The 19,535-nt window shown below is 51.8% G+C and carries 15 protein-coding genes; 9 read left to right on the top strand and 6 right to left on the bottom strand.

The window, feature by feature from the left end; genetic code table 11:
- Positions 1-52 precede the first annotated feature (52 nt).
- Positions 53-1,930, bottom strand: coding sequence for an LTA synthase family protein (locus H70357_RS31995; RefSeq protein WP_038601040.1), 1,878 nt, complete (start codon positions 1,928-1,930; stop codon positions 53-55).
- A 278-nt stretch (positions 1,931-2,208) separates the two neighbouring features.
- On the opposite strand from H70357_RS31995, the gene H70357_RS31990 reads away from it, so the two are divergent.
- The gene (locus H70357_RS31990; protein ID WP_038597603.1) at positions 2,209-4,527 is read left to right on the top strand and encodes an ATP-dependent DNA helicase; all 2,319 of its coding nucleotides are present in this window, start codon (positions 2,209-2,211) and stop codon (positions 4,525-4,527) included.
- A gap of 68 nt (positions 4,528-4,595) precedes the next feature.
- Positions 4,596-5,564: a Gfo/Idh/MocA family protein gene (locus H70357_RS31985; protein ID WP_038597600.1), complete on the top strand. Its 969-nt coding sequence runs from the start codon at positions 4,596-4,598 to the stop codon at positions 5,562-5,564.
- Positions 5,565-5,649: 85 nt separating this feature from the next.
- On the opposite strand, the gene H70357_RS31980 is transcribed toward H70357_RS31985, so the two are convergent.
- Together H70357_RS31980 and H70357_RS31975 are read right to left on the bottom strand one after the other, a co-directional pair.
- On the bottom strand, positions 5,650-6,333 hold the full coding sequence (locus tag H70357_RS31980) for a CidB/LrgB family autolysis modulator (RefSeq protein ID WP_379145741.1): 684 nt from the start codon (positions 6,331-6,333) through the stop codon (positions 5,650-5,652).
- On the bottom strand, positions 6,333-6,701 hold the full coding sequence (locus H70357_RS31975; RefSeq protein ID WP_038597597.1) for a CidA/LrgA family protein: 369 nt from the start codon (positions 6,699-6,701) through the stop codon (positions 6,333-6,335). The genes H70357_RS31980 and H70357_RS31975 overlap by 1 nt, the downstream gene beginning before the upstream one ends.
- A 113-nt stretch (positions 6,702-6,814) precedes the next feature.
- Between H70357_RS31975 and cidR the strand changes: the two genes are divergently transcribed.
- The 7 genes from cidR to H70357_RS31940 all read left to right on the top strand — a co-directional run bounded on the left by cidR (position 6,815) and on the right by H70357_RS31940 (position 16,575).
- Positions 6,815-7,738 carry a cidABC operon transcriptional activator CidR gene (gene cidR, locus H70357_RS31970; RefSeq protein WP_038597594.1) on the top strand — a complete coding sequence of 308 codons (924 nt, stop codon included), beginning with the start codon at positions 6,815-6,817 and terminating at the stop codon, positions 7,736-7,738.
- 110 nt (positions 7,739-7,848) lie between these two features.
- Complete coding sequence (locus tag H70357_RS31965; RefSeq protein WP_231578352.1) at positions 7,849-8,133, top strand: aspartyl-phosphate phosphatase Spo0E family protein; 285 nt, start codon at positions 7,849-7,851, stop codon at positions 8,131-8,133.
- 213 nt (positions 8,134-8,346) lie between these two features.
- Entirely contained in the window at positions 8,347-9,777 is a 1,431-nt protein-coding gene (locus H70357_RS31960) for a hypothetical protein (protein WP_038597588.1), read from the top strand.
- A gap of 303 nt (positions 9,778-10,080) precedes the next feature.
- Complete coding sequence (locus tag H70357_RS31955; protein WP_052092362.1) at positions 10,081-10,467, top strand: MarR family winged helix-turn-helix transcriptional regulator; 387 nt, start codon at positions 10,081-10,083, stop codon at positions 10,465-10,467.
- Positions 10,460-12,220 (top strand): ABC transporter ATP-binding protein, encoded by a 1,761-nt coding sequence (locus tag H70357_RS31950; protein ID WP_038597585.1) that lies wholly within the window; start codon positions 10,460-10,462, stop codon positions 12,218-12,220. Before H70357_RS31955 ends, H70357_RS31950 begins: the two co-directional genes overlap by 8 nt.
- Positions 12,217-14,115 (top strand): ABC transporter ATP-binding protein, encoded by a 1,899-nt coding sequence (locus H70357_RS31945; RefSeq protein WP_038597582.1) that lies wholly within the window; start codon positions 12,217-12,219, stop codon positions 14,113-14,115. Before H70357_RS31950 ends, H70357_RS31945 begins: the two co-directional genes overlap by 4 nt.
- Before the next feature lie 231 nt (positions 14,116-14,346).
- Entirely contained in the window at positions 14,347-16,575 is a 2,229-nt protein-coding gene (locus H70357_RS31940; protein WP_038601031.1) for an MMPL family transporter, read from the top strand.
- Positions 16,576-16,739: 164 nt separating this feature from the next.
- Here the strand turns inward: H70357_RS31940 and H70357_RS31935 are convergent, their stop codons facing one another.
- The 3 genes from H70357_RS31935 to H70357_RS31925 form a co-directional block, all read right to left on the bottom strand.
- On the bottom strand, positions 16,740-17,051 hold the full coding sequence (locus H70357_RS31935) for an antibiotic biosynthesis monooxygenase (protein WP_038597579.1): 312 nt from the start codon (positions 17,049-17,051) through the stop codon (positions 16,740-16,742).
- 30 nt (positions 17,052-17,081) lie between these two features.
- The gene (locus tag H70357_RS31930) at positions 17,082-17,801 is read right to left on the bottom strand and encodes a 3-ketoacyl-ACP reductase (protein WP_038597576.1); all 720 of its coding nucleotides are present in this window, start codon (positions 17,799-17,801) and stop codon (positions 17,082-17,084) included.
- A gap of 168 nt (positions 17,802-17,969) precedes the next feature.
- Complete coding sequence (locus H70357_RS31925) at positions 17,970-19,526, bottom strand: FAD-dependent oxidoreductase (protein WP_038597573.1); 1,557 nt, start codon at positions 19,524-19,526, stop codon at positions 17,970-17,972.
- Positions 19,527-19,535 lie beyond the last annotated feature (9 nt).

The following is a 19,535-nucleotide window of genomic DNA, read 5'->3' as shown; positions in this document are numbered from 1 at the left end:
CGCTCCCAGTTGGAGTGCGGCTCTTTTTGTACTGCTGTTTAATCCGCCTGTGTTATTCTACGGCGGTCTTTTTATCCGGCAATTGGGTCACATAGCTGTCCGACAGCTGGCGCAACCGCAAAGCATTGGAATATTCATCTTCGGTACCGGCAGGAGTTTTCCCTCCGGCAGCCAGTTTATATTGCGTATTGTCTTCAAAGCTGTTCCCGGGAATCAACAGCCCGGAGCTGGAGATGAAAGAGCCGGTTGGCAAATAATAACGCTGCGGCAGCAGATTGTATGTCTGGCTGAGCAAGTCCTGGCCAAAGTGGATATTGTTCGCCATGGAGACACCCAGCAGGCTGGCAGCCGTTGGCATAATATCAATTTCTCCGCCAACTTGTTCCAGAGTTTGTGGCTTGAGGCTGTCTCCGGCATGAATGATTAGCGGAATATTGAGCATATCGGAATATTCATATTCATGTCCGTATATTTCAGTCATCAGTTCTTTGTCATCATGGTCCAGTGAATAAATCGGCAGACCCATATGGTCTCCGTAGACCATGATCAGACTGTTGTCCCAGACGCCACTTGCTTTGAGCTCTTCAACAAATTGTCCGAAAGCATAGTCGGCATAATTCTGCGAACGGATATAATCTCCGACAAAGGTGCCCTCATAACGCTCCGGCAGTTTCATTTGATATTTCTCTGCCGGAATGGTGAACGGATGGTGCGCTGACATGGAAATGACCTGAGCATAAAACGGCTTGCTGCTGTCATCCATTTCTTTCAGCTTCTCGGCAGACCGGCGGTAGAGCACTTCGTCGGAAGAACCGAAGAAGAAGGCATCTTCATCGCCGAAGAACTTATGGTCGTAATATTGCTCCCAGCCCAGTGAACTGTAGAGCTCACCGCGGTTCCAGAATTCCACATCATTCGTATGGAAGGTGGCTGTCTGATACCCGTTGGCCTGCAGCAATTTCGGCAGACTTGGCAGATCCTTGTCGACATACGCCATCGTAGCGGCACCTTGCGGCGGAATATAGTAAGAAGAGTTAACAACGAACTCCGCATCCGAGGTATTTCCCTGCCCCACCATCTGGTAGAAGTTAGGGAAATAAAGACTGTCATCCATTAAACGGTTCAGGTTCGGCGTAATTTCCAGGCCGTCCACTTTTAGCCCCATCAGAAAGCTCTGGAAGGACTCGAGCTGAATGATGATCAGGTTCTTGCCTTTGGCAGCACCCTGAAGCGGGGAGACAGCTGCGGGATCAATTCCCTTCAGCTTGTTGATAGCATCCTGCGTAATCTCACTGGCGTTCACAAGCTCGGTTTTATCTTGAGCAAAAATGGTATAAGCCTCATAATTGAGGATACCCATCTCCTGCGCTTTCTTGATCTCATTCATACTGGCCTTATTGGGCAGTATATTGAACAAGCAGAGTGCGAAGGAAACGGCGAACAGCACACTAAAGGAAAGCTTGCCGTTGCGGCGGTGGTCACAGCGGTTAATATTATCCTTTTTATACGTCCGGCCCTTCTTATTAAAGAAGAAATAGATGCCCAGGATGATGATGTCAGCAAATATCAGCAGATAGTACGGGTCCATCAGTGAAAATACGCTGTTGCGGACAGCAGTGACTTGGTTCACCTGCTCTGCCGCATGGTAAGTGACAATAACTCCGTAATATTTAAAGTACATAATAGCGGCGAAAAAGATCGCGGTAACGAGCAGATTGACGGTCATATAATAACCAAGCTTCCGTTTGGAGGCAAAACGCTCAATAAGGCAAAAAAGCGCCCAGACAAAAGGAATTTCGGTTAATATTGTTTTCCAAGGCAATAAATCTCCAAAGATTACACCCCAAGCCAGACAGCTTTTGAGAATGAAGATGATAGTGAAGAATACAAATGGTTTAACCAACCATCGTTTAATAGTAAGGGATGACACAGCTTCGCCTTCTTTCTGCAAGATGAAACGCCGTTTCCCGGCTAGGAGGACGCAGCGTATAGACAAAAGAATTCCATATTAATAGAACTTATTATGCAGTGCTGGTGGAGGAATGTCAAAAATCAGAATCGTCGTATAACCACCATGGACCGCGTAAAGCGATATGCGCAGGAATGAAGCCGAGATTATAGCACTCAGATCAGTTTATATCATGGAAAAAGGACGAAAACGGCCACCGATGCCAAAAGGGGCTCGGGAAATAATGGGGGTGGGCATACATGGAATATGCGGAAATAGTTCTTTCAGTGAGATCCCTCGTGGAATATGTCTTTAGCAGCGGCAGTCTGGAGCCGGGATTCCGCAGTGGAGCAGCGATGGTGGAGGGTACGCGTATTCATCAGCACATTCAGAAGCAGTATAAGGAAGGAGACCGTAAAGAAGTCTACCTGAAGACAGAAATTGCCCATGAAGGCCTTATATTTATGATCGACGGACGCTGCGACGGCCTGCTCACCGGGGAGGACGGAAGTGTAACGGTCGAAGAGATCAAATCAACTGCCGGTCCGCTCGACCCTGCTTTCGAAGGCCGGGAGGTGCACTGGGCGCAGGCATACATGTACGCTTATATGATATGTCTAGCACAGGAGCTTACTTCTATTGAGGTCAAGCTTACCTATGTCCGGCGGGGCGGTGAAGAGCAGCGGAGCCTCTACAGGCAGTTGTCCAAAGAAGAGCTGATTGCCTTTGCCGTTGATACGGTAGCGAAGTATGCCCCTTATGCTGAGCTGATGGTCAGGCATGAGGCGCAGAAGGAAGCCAGCATCCGCGGGCTGTCGTTTCCCTTTGCCGAATACCGGCAGGGACAGCGGCATTTTGCGGCTGCGGTCTATAAATCAGTCACGGAGGGCGTCAATCTGTTCGCCCAAGCCCCGACCGGCATCGGCAAAACGATGTCCACCCTCTTTCCTGCGCTCAAAGCATTGGGAGAAGGCAAGGCAGCCGGGCTGTTCTATTTGACCGCTAAGACGGTTAACCGGTTCGCCGCGCAGGAGGCAATAGCCATGCTGCTGAAAGGCGGGCTTCATGTGCATGCTATTACGCTTACGGCAAAGGAGAAAGCCTGTTTTCGTGATGAGGGGCTGTGCACCAAAGACTTCTGTCCCTTTGCCGACGGATATTATGACCGGATCAATAACGCGCTGCTGGACATGCTGGAGCACGAGACGCTGATGACACAGGATGTGATTGCCAGATATGCCAAGAGACATCAGGTTTGCCCGTTTGAATTTTCTCTGGATGCCGCCTATGCCTGTGATGCCGTTATATGTGATTACAATTATATTTATGATCCCCGTATCAGCTTAAAGCGGCTGCCTGAGGAACGGAAGAAGAAGACGGTGCTGCTGGTGGATGAGGCGCATAATCTGGTGGACCGGGGGAGGGAGATGTACTCGGCCAGTCTGGCGAAGGCTCCGTTCCTCTCGCTGCAGCGGCAGTACAAGACTGTCAACCGCTCACTCGGCGTTGCCGCCAAAGCGGTGAATGCTTTTTTCATTGCCCTGCGCAAACGCTGCAGTGAAGAAGGGGCAGGTGAATGGACGATGTATCCGGAGGAGCTGCCTGCCCTGCTGGAGAGTTTTGCCGCAGAAGCGGAGCTTGAGCTGCTCAGCCCTTCGCCTATTTCGCTGGTTGCACAGGAGGGGGAAGAAGACGGCGAAGGCGGGCTTTTGGATACGTATTATGCGGTGCAGGGGATGCTGCGCACGTTCAAAACCTATGATGAAAGGTATGTCACCTATGCGGAAGTCCAGCGCGGGGATGTGGTGCTGAAGCTGTTCAATCTGGACCCCTCTTTTTTGCTGCAGCAAATGGGCAAGAGCTACCGCAGCCAGATCTTCTTCTCGGCTACGCTGTCGCCGCTTTCCTTTTACAGAGACATGATCGGCGCGGGCGAGGAAGACTACAGCCTGAGTGTACCCTCTCCCTTTCATAAGGAGCAGTGGCAGGTGTCTGTGCTGCCAGTATCCACCCGTTACCGCGACCGGGCGGATTCTCTGCTTCCGCTGAGTGATGCACTGAAAGGATTGGTCTCCCGGAAAGGCAACTATCTGGTGTTCTTTCCTTCGTATGTCTATTTGCAGAATGTTTATGAGATATTCGCGGACAAATATCCGGAGGTCCCCACGCTGGTGCAGAGCAGCGGCATGAGTGAACCCGAGCGGGAGCAATTCCTCTCCTCTTTTCGCCCGGATAACCCGGAAACGCTGCTTGGCTTCGCTGTGCTGGGTGGGATATTCTCAGAAGGTGTGGATTTGCCCGGTGACCGCCTGAACGGTGTGATGGTTGTAGGGGTAGGCTTGCCGCAGGTAGGGCTGGAGCGTAATCTGCTGCGTGAATATTTCCAGTCCCGGGGCAAGAACGGTTTTGATTACGCCTATGTCTATCCCGGCATGTGCAAGGTGCTGCAGGCCGGGGGCAGGCTGATCCGCAGCGAGAATGACAGCGGAAGCATTGTGCTCGCAGATGACCGGTTCCTGCAATATCCATACCAGCAGCTGCTCCCCGGGGAATGGAGAAACTACCTTGTACTGGCTTAAACGCTTATAATCTAATTGTACTTCTATGAAAAGATGCTGTTCACTAGAGCGCTACAGGAGGGGATTAAATGACACTTAATATCGGAATCGTAGGAACAGGCTGGTTCTCCAAGATGCACGCCGATTTGCTCACAGGCATGGAGGATGTGTCTCTGAAAGCCATCTGCGGCAGCAGCAAGCAGAAGGGTGAAGATATGGCCCGTCCGTATGGAGCGGAGGGTTATGGTGAAATAACAGAGATGCTGGAAGCCCATAAGCTGGATGCCGTGTACATTTGTGTGCCTCCACAATCGCATGGAGCAATAGAGCGGGCGCTGATTAAGAGAGAGATTCCTTTCTTTATCGAGAAACCGCTGGGGTCAAGCACGGAAATTCCGGCAAGTCTGCTGCAGGATATTAAAGAACATAATTTGCTGACCTCGGTTGGCTATCATTTCCGTTATCAGGAGAACATAACGCGGCTGAAGCAATCCCTGAGTGGAGATAAGGTAGGAATGATTGTCGGACAATGGATGGGAGGGATGCCCGGCGTAGCCTGGTGGCGCAACCAGGAACAATCCGGCGGACAATTCACGGAACAGACGACCCATATCGTCGATCTGCTGCGTTATCTGGCCGGCGAGGTGACAGAAGTATATGGTATGTTCGGCAACCGGATCATGCATGAGCAGCACGAGAATGTAACGGTAGCCGATGTGGGCACAGTGTCGCTGAAGCTGGCAAACGGCGTGGTTGCGAATATTTCCAATACCTGTGTGCTGCCGGGCGAGGTTGGCCGTGTCGGACTCAGCTTCTACAATGACAACGGGCTGCTGGACTGGAATCCGGAACGTCTGCTGGAGGTGCGCAGCGGCGACAGCAAGGAATTCGCCAATGCAGGCAATCCTTACGCAGTGGAGACCGAAGCTTTCCTGCATGCGGTGCGGACCGGAGACCGCTCACGGATTCTCAGCGATTATGAGGACGGCTACAAAACGCTGAAAGTAACCTGCGCGGCATATGAGTCGGCTCAGCGCGGCCTGCCGGTGAAACTTTAGGAATAGCCGCTTCTGGCTTTAAGTAAAAAGAAACCTGCCGGATCGGTTAAATGATCGGCAGGTTTTTGGCCCAAGCCGGGTCGGCCTAGTGGAGGAATACCGCGAGAAGTGCCGGTGCAAGTCCGATCGAGAACAGCGCCGTCAGAATCATCGAGATACTGGAGATGGTACCGGTCAGGGAGCTCAGCTCAAAGGCCTTGGATGTCCCTGTGCCGTGTGCGGCGGTTCCCAGCGATACACCGCGCGCAATTTCGTTGTCAATGCGGAAGAGGCGGAGTACGGTTGGCCCCATCAATGTTCCCAGCACGCCGGTGAGAATTACGAAAACAGCCGTAATGCTCGGGACGCCGCCAATGCTTTGCGAGATGCTCATGGCAATCGGTGTCGTCACCGAACGGGGTACCAGGCTGGTCGCCAGTTCCCCGCTTAAATGCAGCCACTTTGCCAGCAGCATCGAGGAGAGCACTGCAATTACTGTACCCGAGAACACGCCCGCCGCAATTTCGGCGGCGTGTTTTTTGAGTACTTTGAAGTTTTTATGGAGTGGGATTGCAAAGGCGATGGTCGCCGGCTGCAGCAGATCTGTAAGCCATTTGCCTCCCGCATTGTAAGATTCATAAGGGATGCCCATCAATAGCAGAAAGAGGATCATCGCCAAAGGTGTTATGATGAGCGGAGAAGCATACATCTTGGTGCTGGAGGCATAAATACGTTTGGAGATGAGATACACAGCAATGGTGAGACCTAGCAGCAGCAGTCCTGTAATCATCAGCTTTTACGCTCCTTCACTTTATAGATGGCTCCCGTAAGCAGGCCTGAACCGGCCATTACCGCAAATGTGCCGACAAGTACAACCGCCAGCACTTGAAGGCCGTCTGCTTCAAGCAGACTCGAATATTTCATCACTCCGATAGCGGAAGGGATAAAGAACAGCAGCAGCTCGGCAAGCAGCCAAGAGGCACCGACTTCCACCCAGTTCAGGCGGATGACGCCGGATTCCAAGAGCAGGAACAAGAGGATCATCCCGATAATGCTTCCGGGAATAGGTATATGAAGTAGTGGAGTCAATGTATTGATAAGCATTGAGAATATTGTAAGTCCGGCTACCTGCAGCAAGCCTAGGGATAACTTTTTCATAAGGCTTCGCTCCTTTCATGATAATGAAAGTTTACATCAATTATTTTCATAGGTAAAATGAATAGATCGAATGAATGACATTCCTTTTGTCTATGCATGGGAGGCGATAAGCGATGGATATCCGCCAATTACAGTACTTTGTCCAGGCGGCCAGGTTGAATAGCTTTTCCAGAGCGGCGGAGTCGCTCTATATCTCACAGCCCACGATCAGCAAAATGATCCGCAACCTTGAGAATGAGCTGGGTGCGGACCTCTTTTACCGTGAAGGCAAGAGCATAAGGCTGACAGATGCAGGGGAGATTCTGCTCTCCAAGGCGCAAAATATAGTGGAGTCGTTCGCCAGCCTCTCCTCCGAGCTGGACAGCCTGCGCAACCTGAAGCGCGGGCATATCCGCATCGGCCTGCCGCCCATGGTGGGCGCCAGCTTCTTTCCGGCCGTCATCGGAGAATTTCACCGGCGGTATCCCGAGGTTACCATCCGGCTGCATGAGGACGGAGCCAAAAAAGTGGAGGATGATGTGGAAACGGGGCTGCTTGATATCGGGGCGATTGTGCTGCCCGTGGATACGGCAAAGTTTCATTGCTTTACTTTTGTAGAGGAGAAACTGGAGCTTCTGGTGCCGATAGGACACCGGCTGACCGGTACAGACAGTGTTCCTCTGAAAGAACTGGCGGAGGAGGAGTTTGTGCTGTTTCGCGAGGATTTTGCCCTGCATGACCGGATCATAACAGAATGCGTAAAAGCCGGATTTCAGCCCAGAGTTGTATATGAGAGTTCACAGTGGGACCTGATTAGCCGGATGGTGGCTGCCGGGATGGGTATCGCACTGCTGCCGGAGACCATCTGCCGTGACATGGACCGATCCAGAATCTCTGTGATTCCTTTAACAGAGCCTGTTATTCCCTGGCAGCTGGGGATGATCTGGCGCAGAGACCGGTATTTGTCCTTTGCCGCGCGGGAATGGATAACTTTTGCCATGGGAGTCCTTGGCCAGCGTTACAGTCCTCCGGGAATGTCGATTCAGAGGAATGAATGAAAATTTACAAATGTAATATGTTCGACATATTTTTCTTTTTTTTCAAAATATGTTTTTTGGCATCATGAATTATGATAAGGTAGAAGTTGATAGAGAGCAGGTGACTGATCGTGAACTTATACCAGGCTTCCCACGAGGAACATAGAAGAGATTACAGAGAAGACGAGTTGTTTTTAACTATAGAGAGCCTTAGAAGTCAATTGCTGGAGGTGGCGCAGGAGCGCAGTCTGAGCGACCATACAGTCGTTGAGCTCAGCCAGCGTCTGGACGGCTACATTGTAATGGCTCAGAAGCAAATGATGGAAGGCCTGCGCAGCCGCAATAATGCAGCTTCCGCTTTCGGCAAAGTTACCAAGAGCCAAAGGGTAAGAAGCAAGGCAGCACTGCAGCAGTAGTTCCGCCCGGCTTCTAACAACCGGATAGGTGCTGACAGAAGAGCCTGCTGCTTTTCTTCTGAAGTTGTTGGAACAGTAATTTCATAAATAATCAGCTGCCGCTGAAAGGAAAGGTCCCGCGTTGCGGGGCCATTTTGTTGTGCTTTCCACAGGCTTCACCTATAATGTCAATTAATAGCAGCACTATTTCAACATGACCGGGGGAGGTGCCGAGTGGAGGCGAAACTGACAACATTACGCTCTGAAATTGAGGACAATCTGTCCCGCTCGGGTCATAATCTAGCCTCGTTCGCGAAAGTTTCCGGCCTGAACCGCGGCAGTCTCAGTGCCATTCTTCATGGCAATCCGCCTAAGCCGATTTCTTTGAGGCAGCTGGATGCGTTCAACCGAGCCTTCGGACTTCCGGAAGGATGTTTATATTCGCTTTATGTGGATGAATGCTTTAGTGAAGAGAAGGTCTCGCGCCGCAGGGTGGAGCCTTTTTTAATTCGCTGCGCCGAAACCGGCAAGCAGCATTGTATTGATGAAGTGCTAAGCAGAATGATGGAATACCCCAAACCGCTCGATATTGTCTATTCAGTAGCCGATAAACTGTTCACCGCCGGCAAGATGCAGGAGGCGACTGTTTTTTATAAAATTGTAGTGGACAATGAACAAGATAGTTACTCCGAACGGCTGGCGATCAGTCAGTACCGTATTTTCAAATCGCTGATGTTCGTTGTGAATTGGGAGGAGAAGCTGCGGGCAGTGATCACCTTTGAACCGTTCCGCGGACGCCTTCCCGAGAATCTGCAGCTAGATGGTCTGCTGAAGCTGGCCCAGGTCACCTATACCCTGCATAAGTACAAAGAAATGGAGAAGTATACCGATGAACTGAGGGCACTAGCCAGTGCGATGTACCGGGAACAGCTGCAGAAGAAGGCAGGCAGGCGGGGTGAAGAATTGAAACTGGAGCGCCCGCTTGTTTTTTATTATGCCCATGGCTATTTGCTGAAGGCGACCTCGCTTACGAAACAGGGCAGATATGAGGAAGCCAAGAAATATACCGCTGGCTATGCCGATTTAAGCTGGTTTCAATTTCTTGATGATGAGGGCCGGTCTGAGGTTGAAGCCTTTCGTTTATTTGCCACAGCGAACAGCTTTACCCTGGAAATGCTGGTGGGCAATTACGCAGTACTGCCGGCATATACAGCTTTTCTGGTGGATCATCCCGGGGAGATTCTGCCTGGCCTGGTCATTATTATAGAGGCGGCCAACCGGTTCGGATTCGCTGTAGACGATGTGCTGGAACAGTTTTCAGTGGAGATGGCTCATTGTGTGCTGTATCAGGACCCGATGAATATTGACCGTGTATACAGGCTCAGCTATCAGCTGGCCATCTACCATATAGACCGGGAACGGTATATGTCTGGAGTGGACTGCATTCTGCAGTGTCTCACGCTCGCCGTTGAGCTGAACAGTGCGAAGGACTTGATTGATTGTGTAACTTTATTCGAGACAAGCAGGGATTACGCTACCGATGACCAGCAGAAGAAGTATAGAGAACTCATACAAGAGTTAAGGAAAAATGATGAAAACGCAGTAAATATTGATCAGCAATCCGGTATGGTACAGTTGCCTCATCTTACAAATTCTATACTATGAAAATTCCTCCTCCGCCTTCGGGCGGGGGAGTTTTGGTTTCACAGCAGTTGCAGCGCTGATGTTCTTCATTCCGTAATAATTGATAACGCCTTCAATGTTTGACAAACAATTACGCTGAAAATATAATTAGGTAGCCTAATTAATATAGTATTTAATTATTAGTAAACCTAACTAACGACAGAGGTGAACAGCATTGGGATAAACCATGAAGAAAATCCAGTCGCGCACAGGCTGTTTGCCGCATTGCGGCAGCTGCGAAAAGTTCATTGGCAGCACACTGTGGAAGGCCACAAGCCAAGTGAGATGACTTTATTGATATGTCTTGCCAAGCGGTCCCATTCCCTGGATGAAGGACTAAAGGTTTCGGAACTGAGCCGATTCCTGGGGCTGATGCCGCCAACCGTTACCCAGCTAATCAACAGTCTTGAAGCCAAAGACATGGTTCTCAGGGTGGCTGATCCCTCCGACCGGAGAGTTGTCCGTATTAAGCTGACGGAGCAGGGGAAAGTTATCACACGCAAAGCCAAACATCATATGGATGCATCGCTGAACAAACTGGCGGAACATTTGGGCGAAGAAGAGTGCAACCATCTGGCAGACCTTCTGCTGAAGGTCCACGCATTCGTAGAAGATAATCCGCCGCCTAATCTAGACCTGCTACAAATGAACGGAGATGAGAAACTTGATTAAACTATTAAAAAACCTGAGCCCTTTTAAGCTGGCTGTCGCCGCTGTGTTAATCCTTATCTTTCTGCAGTCTCTGGGCGACTTGTACCTCCCTACGCTGATGTCCGATATCGTGGATAAAGGGATCGTGCAGGGCGACCGCAATTATATCTGGAAAATCGGCGGATTTATGCTGCTGGTGGCGGGCGGAGGAGCCATATGCTCTATCGTTGCCAGTTATTTATCGGCAAAGGTTGCTGCCGGCTTCGGTAAAAATGTCCGCTCGCGGATGTTCAATCATGTGGAGAACTTTACGCTGCATGAATTCGACAAGCTGGGTACTGCCTCGCTGATTACGCGTACTACTAATGATATTACACAAGTACAAACCGTACTTACTATGATGCTGCGCATGATGGTCGGCGCTCCGATGATGATGATCGGCGGGATTATCATGGCGGTATCGGAAGATGCCAAGCTTTCCCTTATTTTTGTAGTCGTGATTCCTGTGCTTGTAGGAGCGATATTCTTCATCGGAATGAAGGGCTTGCCGCTGTTCAAGGCGATTCAGGTCAAGCTGGACAAATTAAACCGCGTGCTGCGTGAGCATTTGACCGGTATCCGTGTCATTCGTTCCTTTAACCGGATTGATCATGAGAACAGAAGATTTACTGAAGCGAATAAGGATCTTACGGAAACGGCAATCAAGGTCAACAAGGTGATGGCCGGCCTGATGCCGATTATGATGCTCGTGATGAACTTTTCGATGATTGCCATTCTGTATTACGGCGGAATCCGGATTGGCGATGGCGATCTGCAGGTAGGTTCATTGATGGCATTTATTCAATATGCAATGCAGATAATGTTCTCCTTAATCATGGTGTCGATGATGTTCGTGCTTATTCCCCGGGCCTCTGCCTCCGCACTGCGTATCAATGAAGTGCTGGATATGCAGCCTGAGATTACAGATCCTACGGTGTCTGAGCTTCAGAACACGGCTGCAGTAACGAAGAAGGATGGCCGGGATGCTATGCATGGGTTTGTTGAATTTGACAATGTTTCCTTCTCCTATCCCGGTGCGGAGCAGCCTGCGCTGTCCGGAATCAGCTTCAGCGCGCGGCCCGGTGAGATTACAGCGATCATCGGCGGTACAGGCTCGGGTAAATCGACCCTGCTGAGCCTGATTCCGAGATTCTATGACGCCATTGAAGGCGCCGTGCGTGTGGATGGCGTAGATGTGCGCGAGATGACGCAGGAAGAGCTGCGGAGCAAGATCGGATATATTCCGCAGAAGGCGGTGTTGTTCTCCGGCACGATCAACGAGAATATCCGCTACGGTAAAGAAGATGCTACGGATGAGGAGATCATTCATGCGGCAAAGGTAGCACAGGCCTATGATTTCGTCTCTGCGATGAAGGAAGGCTTCAACTCCGAAATTGCCCAGGGCGGGAACAACGTGTCCGGCGGCCAGAAGCAGCGGCTGTCGATTGCCCGTGCACTGGTAAGAAGACCGGAAGTGTACCTGTTCGACGACAGCTTCTCGGCACTTGATTTCAAGACCGATGCCAAGCTGCGCGCCGCGCTCAAAGACGAAACAACGGAATCAACGGTTCTGATCGTCGCCCAGCGGGTCAGCACGGTTATGGATGCTGACCGGATTATTGTGCTGGATGACGGCGTGATTGCCGGCATCGGCAACCATCGTGAACTGATGGAGAACAGCGAAGTGTACCGCGAGATCGTATCCTCGCAGTTGTCAGAGGAGGAAATAGCATGAGTGAAGCGAATAAAGGAACCAGAATGCCCAAACCTCCGCGGGGACATGGCGGTGGACCCGGCGGACCGCCCGGAATGAGCCTGCCGGTGGAGAAGGCCAAGGATTTTAAAGGTACGCTCAAACGGCTAATCCGCTACCTGCGTCCGCGGCAGGTGCAGCTGCTGATTGTATTTATTATGGCTATCGCCAGCACCGTATTCAGTATTTTCAGCCCGAAGGTGATGGGGAAGGCGACAACCAAGCTGTTCGAGGGCGCATACGGCATACTGAAGGGTGTTCCGGGAGCCGCGATTGATTTTGATTATGTAAACAAAATTCTGCTTATCCTGGCGGGTCTATACCTGCTCAGCTCCTTGTTCAGCTATGTGCAGCAATATGTAATGGCCGGCGTGGCCCAGAAAGTTGTTTTTGATATGCGCGAGCAGATCAACAACAAGCTGGAGCGTCTGCCGCTGAAATATTTCGACTCCCGGACGCATGGGGAAATTCTTAGCCGTGCGACCAATGACGTAGACAATATCAGTACGACACTGCAGCAGAGCTTAACTCAGCTGATTACGTCCATCGTAACTATCATTGGTGTCATTATCATGATGCTCACCATCAGCCCATGGCTGACCTTAATTACAGTTATTACCCTGCCGCTAAGCTTTGTCGTGATTATTGCGATCTCCAAGCGTTCGCAAAGATATTTCATTGGCCAGCAGAAATCACTGGGTGAGCTGAACGGCCATGTAGAGGAGATGTACACGGGTCACCGCATTATCAAGGCCTTTGGCCGCGAGAAGCAATCGCTTAAAGAGTTCAACAGTATTAATGACGATCTGTACAATTCCGGCTGGCGCTCCCAATTTATCTCCGGGATCATTATGCCGCTGATGATGTTCATCGGCAACCTGGGATATGTGCTGGTCTGTGTGGTCGGCGGGATCTTCGTGACCAAGAAAACGATTGAGGTCGGTGATATTCAGGCGTTTATCCAGTATTCCCGCCAGTTCACCATGCCAATTACACAAACGGCCAATATCGCCAACATCATTCAATCCACCATAGCTTCCGCAGAGCGCGTGTTCGAGCTGCTGGATGAAGAAGAGGAAATTCCGGAAGTTACTGCTGCTCAGGCTAAGCATGCTGCAGTTGCCGAAGAAGGCTCAGTCGAATTCCGTCATGTGAAATTCGGCTACAAAGAGGATGCTATTCTGATTGAAGATATGAACATTGAAGTCAGCCCCGGTCAGACCATAGCGATTGTAGGACCAACCGGTGCCGGCAAAACCACGCTGATCAACCTGCTGATGCGCTTCTATGAGATCAGCGGCGGCGAGATTGTCATTGACGGCGTCAACATCACCGACATGAAGCGCAGCGAGCTGCGCAGCAAATTCGGTATGGTGCTGCAGGATACCTGGCTCTTTAACGGGACGATCCACGACAACATTGCTTACGGCCGCGAAGGTGCAACAGAGGCGGATGTGGTACGTGCGGCCAAGGCGGCGCATGCCGATCACTTTATCCGCACGCTTCCGCTTGGCTACGACACAATCCTGAACGAAGAAGCCTCGAATATCTCGCAGGGGCAGAAGCAGCTGCTGACTATTGCCCGGGCAATTCTGGCCGACCCTTCGATCCTGATTCTTGATGAAGCGACCAGCAGTGTCGATACACGGACGGAAGTGCAGATTCAGAAGGCGATGAATACGCTGATGAACGGCAGAACAAGCTTTGTAATTGCGCACCGCCTTTCAACGATTCGTGACGCAGATCTGATCCTGGTGATGAACCAAGGCAGCGTTATTGAAAAAGGCACCCATGTGGAGCTGCTGGAGCAAGGCGGCTTCTATGCCGACCTGTATAACAGCCAATTTTCCGGTGACGATCTGCCGGATGTGGGCTAAACCGCAAGCAGAAGCAGCAAATATCATCTGAATATATCCATCAAATATCACCCCTCTGTCTACAGCAGACTACTATTGCTGTGAGCAGAGGGGTGTTTTGCATGAAGGGAATATCTTATGGCAAAGAATAAAATATAAAAAAGATTTGATTAAAAATTTTAGGGTATATATGATAAGGTTAATAAAATGACCCGCGGCTCATTTTTTAGAGATGCCGGGGTTGAAGAGAGGATGAAGGGAATGTCAGGCTACGGAAAATGGGTGGCTGGCCGTAAAACAAAGTGGATAACTCTTGCGGTCTGGATCGTAATTGTGGGTGCTCTTACACTTCTTTGGCCTTCTGTAAACTCACAGGTAGTGAATAATGCGCAGAATCTGCCTGATGATTCGCAGTCGGTCCGGGCGGCGGCGGTTGCGGAACAGGAGTTTCCAGCAGGGAGCGGCGTGCCGGCACTTCTTGTATGGCATAGGGAGGGCGGGCTGTCCGAAGAAGATCTGATACATATCATTACTGTATATGGCAAGCTTGAGCAGCAGCCGTTGCCGCACCAGAACTATGTTCCGCCGCTGGGACAGCTGCCGCCGCAGGCGCTGCAGGCTTCCCTGTCTGAGGACCGCAGCACACTGGTCACACCGGTGCTCTTCGACAAGTCCGCGGACAGTGATCAGCTCGGTGAGGCTGTAACGCAAATGAAGGAATTGATCTCTGCGGAAACCGGCGGTGATCCTGCTGCTGCCAAGGTGGACGGCAGTGAGTTGAGCCTGCGGGTTACCGGTCCTGTGGGCATCTCCATTGATGCGACAGGGCTGTTCAAGGATGCGGACGTTTCCTTGCTCATCGCGACCGTAATTCTTGTGCTGGTGTTCCTGCTGCTGATTTACCGTTCGCCGATTCTGGCGTTGATTCCGCTCGTGGCGGTAGGATTTGCTTATGGGGTTACCAGTCCGGTGATTGGGAAGATGGCCCAGGAGGGCTGGATTACAGTGGATTCACAGGCTATCTCAATCATGACCGTGCTGCTGTTCGGCGCAGGCACAGATTACTGCCTGTTCCTGATCTCCCGGTTCCGCCAGATGCTGAAGGTGGAGGAGAGCAAGGGCCGTGCACTGCTGAGCGCAATCACCCATTCCTCGGGTGCTATTGCAATGAGCGGATTTACAGTAGTGCTGGCACTGTTCGCGCTGCTCCTGGCCAAATATGGAGCGTACCACCGCTTTGCGGTTCCTTTCAGCGTCTCCATTCTTATTATGGGCATCGCCAGTCTGACCCTGGTGCCGGCGCTGCTGGCCATCTTCGGGCGGACTTCATTCTTCCCGTTTGTTCCACGCACTCCGCTGATGGAAGCGGAGCGGGCCAGAGCCAAAGGCAAGCCGGCTCCGCAGCCAAAACCTGCCCGTAACAAAGGAATCGGCAGCTTTGTCGTTTCCCGTCCTTGGGCGATTGTAGGAGTAACCGTGGTGCTTCTGGGTGTGCTGGCTTCCTTCTCCGGGGGCATCAAGTTCACTTATGATATCCTATCGTCCTTTCCGGAGGATATGGAGTCGCGCGAAGGTTTTGACCTGATAGGCAATCAGTTCTCCCCAGGGGAGCTGGCTCCCGCCAAGCTGATGATAGATACCGAGGGCAAAGCGGACGGTGAGGATCTTAAGGTGATCCTGGGCGGCCTTTCATACGTGGATGTTGTATCGGACCCCCAGCAAGGGGCGGTCAATAAGAATATTCTCGGTTATGATATTGAATTTAAGAATAACCCGTATTCCCTGGAAGCGATGAGCCACATACCGGCGCTTCAGGATACAGCGGAGCAGGCGCTGATTGATGTAGGAGTGGCCGAACCTGGCGACAAGGTATGGGTCAGCGGGCAGACGGCAACCCAGCATGATACGAAAGAGCTGGGTGAACGGGATACCGATTTGATTATACCGGTAGTCATCGGGTTGATTACTTTGCTGCTGCTGATCTACTTGCGTTCTGTAGTGGCAACCGTTTATTTGGTGGCTACAGTCATTCTGTCCTTTTTCTCGGCCCTTGGTTTAGGGTGGATTATTATTCATTACGTGCTGGGTGCAGATGCCATTCAGGGCGCGATTCCGCTGTATTCCTTCGTCTTCCTGGTGGCGCTGGGAGAGGACTACAATATCTTTATGATTTCGAACATTTGGAAAAAGCGCAAGCGGATGCCGCTGAAGCAGGCCGTCGCTGAGGGTGTGAACGAGACTGGATCGGTGATTACGTCCGCCGGACTCATTCTGGCCGGAACCTTTGCCGTACTCGCGAGCCTGCCGATACAGGTGCTGGTGCAGTTCGGGATCATTACCGCGATCGGCGTGCTGCTGGATACCTTCATCGTCCGGCCGTTTCTGGTGCCGGCAATCACAGTGCTGCTGGGCCGCTGGTCGTTCTGGCCCGGCAAACATCAGGAGCTGGAAAAGGCATTGCCGGCAGTTGATGAGCATTAAGCCAGAGCTTGCTACAGGCAGATAATAAACAGGGACGCCCTACTAAGCCATCAAGCTTAGTAGGGCGTCCCTGTTTTATTTGCAGTGATTTGCGCCGCCGGACGGAATTGACACGCCCTAGCGCAGACGTATGAGCAGTACGGGACCTGCGCCCCTCTACCTGATTATTCCCCCGGTGTACGGCTGATCAGCAGCTCATACTTATCAAGCGACGCGCCAAGGATGGCTTCATTTCCACCTGCCCCACGGTGCGATTCGCGGAAGGAAGGACTGGCAGTCCACCCTTTAAAGGCCTCTTCGTTCTCCCACACGGTACAGATTTTCAGCTCTTCCACGCCCTCTTTAGCTGCGCTGTGCCATACCTCCATACGTACAAAGCCGGGCATATCCTGCACGCCGCCCGCTCCGCCAAAACGCTGGGCAAGGGTTTCTCCATGCCCTTCCTTAACCTTAATGGTGTTTGTTACTACCAGCATGCTGATTCCTCCCTCGAAAGACTCTGCAATTTATTGTGGATTGGTAGTCCAGATTCCCGCAGTCTTCAAGAAGACGCGGTCCGGCAGCTTCAGGGCCGCCAGGGTCAGCTCAGCCACATCCTCCGGCTGCATCATCCGGTCTTCATCGCCGATCTTCAGGCCGGCATTCTCGGCAAGCCCGGTATTGACGGTGCTTGGTGTCAGGGCCACTACGCGGATATTATGCTTGCGCACTTCTTGGGCCAGCGCCTCCGTCATGCCCATCAGGGCGAATTTGGAGGCGCAGTAGGCCGAGCCGGTAGCGAAGCCGCGCTCACCGGCTGTAGAGGAAATATTGATGATATTTCCGCCATTGCGTTCAATCATTGCCGGCAGTGCTGCCCGGGTTACATAATAGGTGCCGAACAGATTGATCTGCATGTGGCGCTCCCAATCTGCCGGGTCCATTTCCAGGAAGGTGCCGAATTTGGCAATTCCGGCGTTGTTGATCAACGCATCGAAGGTGCCGAGATCATTCTGAAGCGCAACAACCGCCCGCTCCGCTTCTTCGCGTACAGCGATATCGGCTACAGCAATGCTGACCTTCACGTCATAGACCTCTGTCAAAGCCGATTTCAGTGCCTCCAGATCACCTGAAGTTCTGGAGATCAGGCCCAGATTAGCGCCTTCTTTCGCCAGTGCCATGGCCAAGGCTTTGCCGATCCCTTTGCCGGCACCTGTAATCACAATGCTTTTTCCTCTCAAATCCATAACCTGCCGTCACGCTCCCTCTGAATTTATGATAATAAAAATATTCAGCTCCTATTATACCTGAGCGTGGGCGGACAATCACGCCGGAGCCGCTTGGAGCTGTCCCAAGCCGCTGGGTTACTTCAAGAGACAGACAAACGCGACTGCTCAGGCAAACCCATCGCGGCTTTAATTCGCCTCCGCATCCAGCTTTGTCAGCGGTACCGTAGCGGGACCCTCAAGTACAGCTCCCTCATAGGAGTAACGCGAGCCATGGCAAGGACAGTCCCAGGAGCGTTCTCCATCATTCCATTCACACTCGCAGCCCATATGGGTACAGGTTCTGTCTACCAGATGCAGCTTGCCATCCGTGTCACGGTAGGCCCCGACACGTTTGCCGTCATGAAAGACAACCGCGCCTTCATCAGGCTCCAGATCACGGGTTTTCTTATGGACAATCTCCACCTTGCCGGCAACCAGCTCTTTGGCGACATTGGTATTCTGCACGATGAAATTTTTGATGGATGGGTTGGCTTTAAAACGCGAGGGATCATAGAGTTCACTGTAGGGACTATGCTTGCGCAGAATCTGATCCGTGATCATACGCGCGGCCAGTGTTCCGCTGGTCATGCCCCATTTGCGATAGCCGGTGGCAATATAGATTTCCTCCTCCCCGGAAACCTTGCCGATATAAGGCACTCTGTCCAGGGTAATGAGGTCCTGCGCTGACCAGCGGTACGGAATGGCCTTAATGCCCAGCAATTCACCTGCGAACAGCTCCAGGTTCTCATAATGGCCGAAGGTGCAGATGCCTTGGCCTGTCTTGTGATTGTCCCCGCCGACAATGACCAGCCTCTGGCCGCCCCATTCGACGGCGCGCAGAGAGCGTGTAGGTTCTCCGGCGCTCAAATACATGCCGCCCTCATAATCGGTTTCCGGCTGAACCGCCAGACAGTAGGAACGTTCTGCATGCAGGCGCGAGAAGTAGAGGGCTCCGCCATCATAGAAAGGAAAGTGGGAGGCCGAGATGGCATGGCGGCACTTAATTTTCAGCTGCTCTCCTTCAGTGTAAAGCGTGAGGCCGTTGTCCTTGTCTACCTTTTCTCCAATCATCGTGTGCTCATAGACAGTTCCGCCCTTGTCCAGAATCACCTGGAGCAAGCCTTGCAGGTATTGAAGCGGGTGGAAGCGGGCCTGTGCCGGCAGCTTGATGGCACCCCCGGCCATCAGCGGCAAGGAGACGTTGTCCAGCCATTGCCCGGGGAGTCCCAGCTTTTCGTAAGCTTTAAACTCCGCCTCCAGTTGTTTGAGCGTCTTATCGTCGCTGTTATCAGCATAGAGCAAGGCGTCTTCACGTGTTAGTCCGCAGGACAGGTTCAGTTCCTCTGCAGTGGCGATAATCCATTCCATCGCCTCAGTGTTTGATCTGTAATAGAGCCGGGCCTGTTCTTCCCCGAAATGCTTCAGCAAATCATCGTAGATCATCCCGTGCTGGGCGGAAATTTTGGCGCTTGTGAATCCAGTGGTGCCGGCAAAAATTTCTCCCGCCTCCAGCAAAGTGACTTTATACCCTGCGTTTGCCAGCAAATAACCTGCAGTAATGCCGGTAATACCGGCCCCGACAATTGCGACATCTGTAACTAGATCTTCCGCTAGCTTCGGAAACGAAGGCAGGTCGGTGCTGTCTCTCCATAACGATTGCGGAAATTGCGGAAGACCCTGCGATACATCGTGCGTTGAACTCATCTTAACATC

The sequence above is a fragment of the Paenibacillus sp. FSL H7-0357 genome, assembly GCF_000758525.1.
Taxonomy (GTDB): domain Bacteria; phylum Bacillota; class Bacilli; order Paenibacillales; family Paenibacillaceae; genus Paenibacillus_AQ.
Note: the sequence above shows the minus strand (reverse complement) of the source record. Positions and strands in the feature narration are given on the sequence as shown.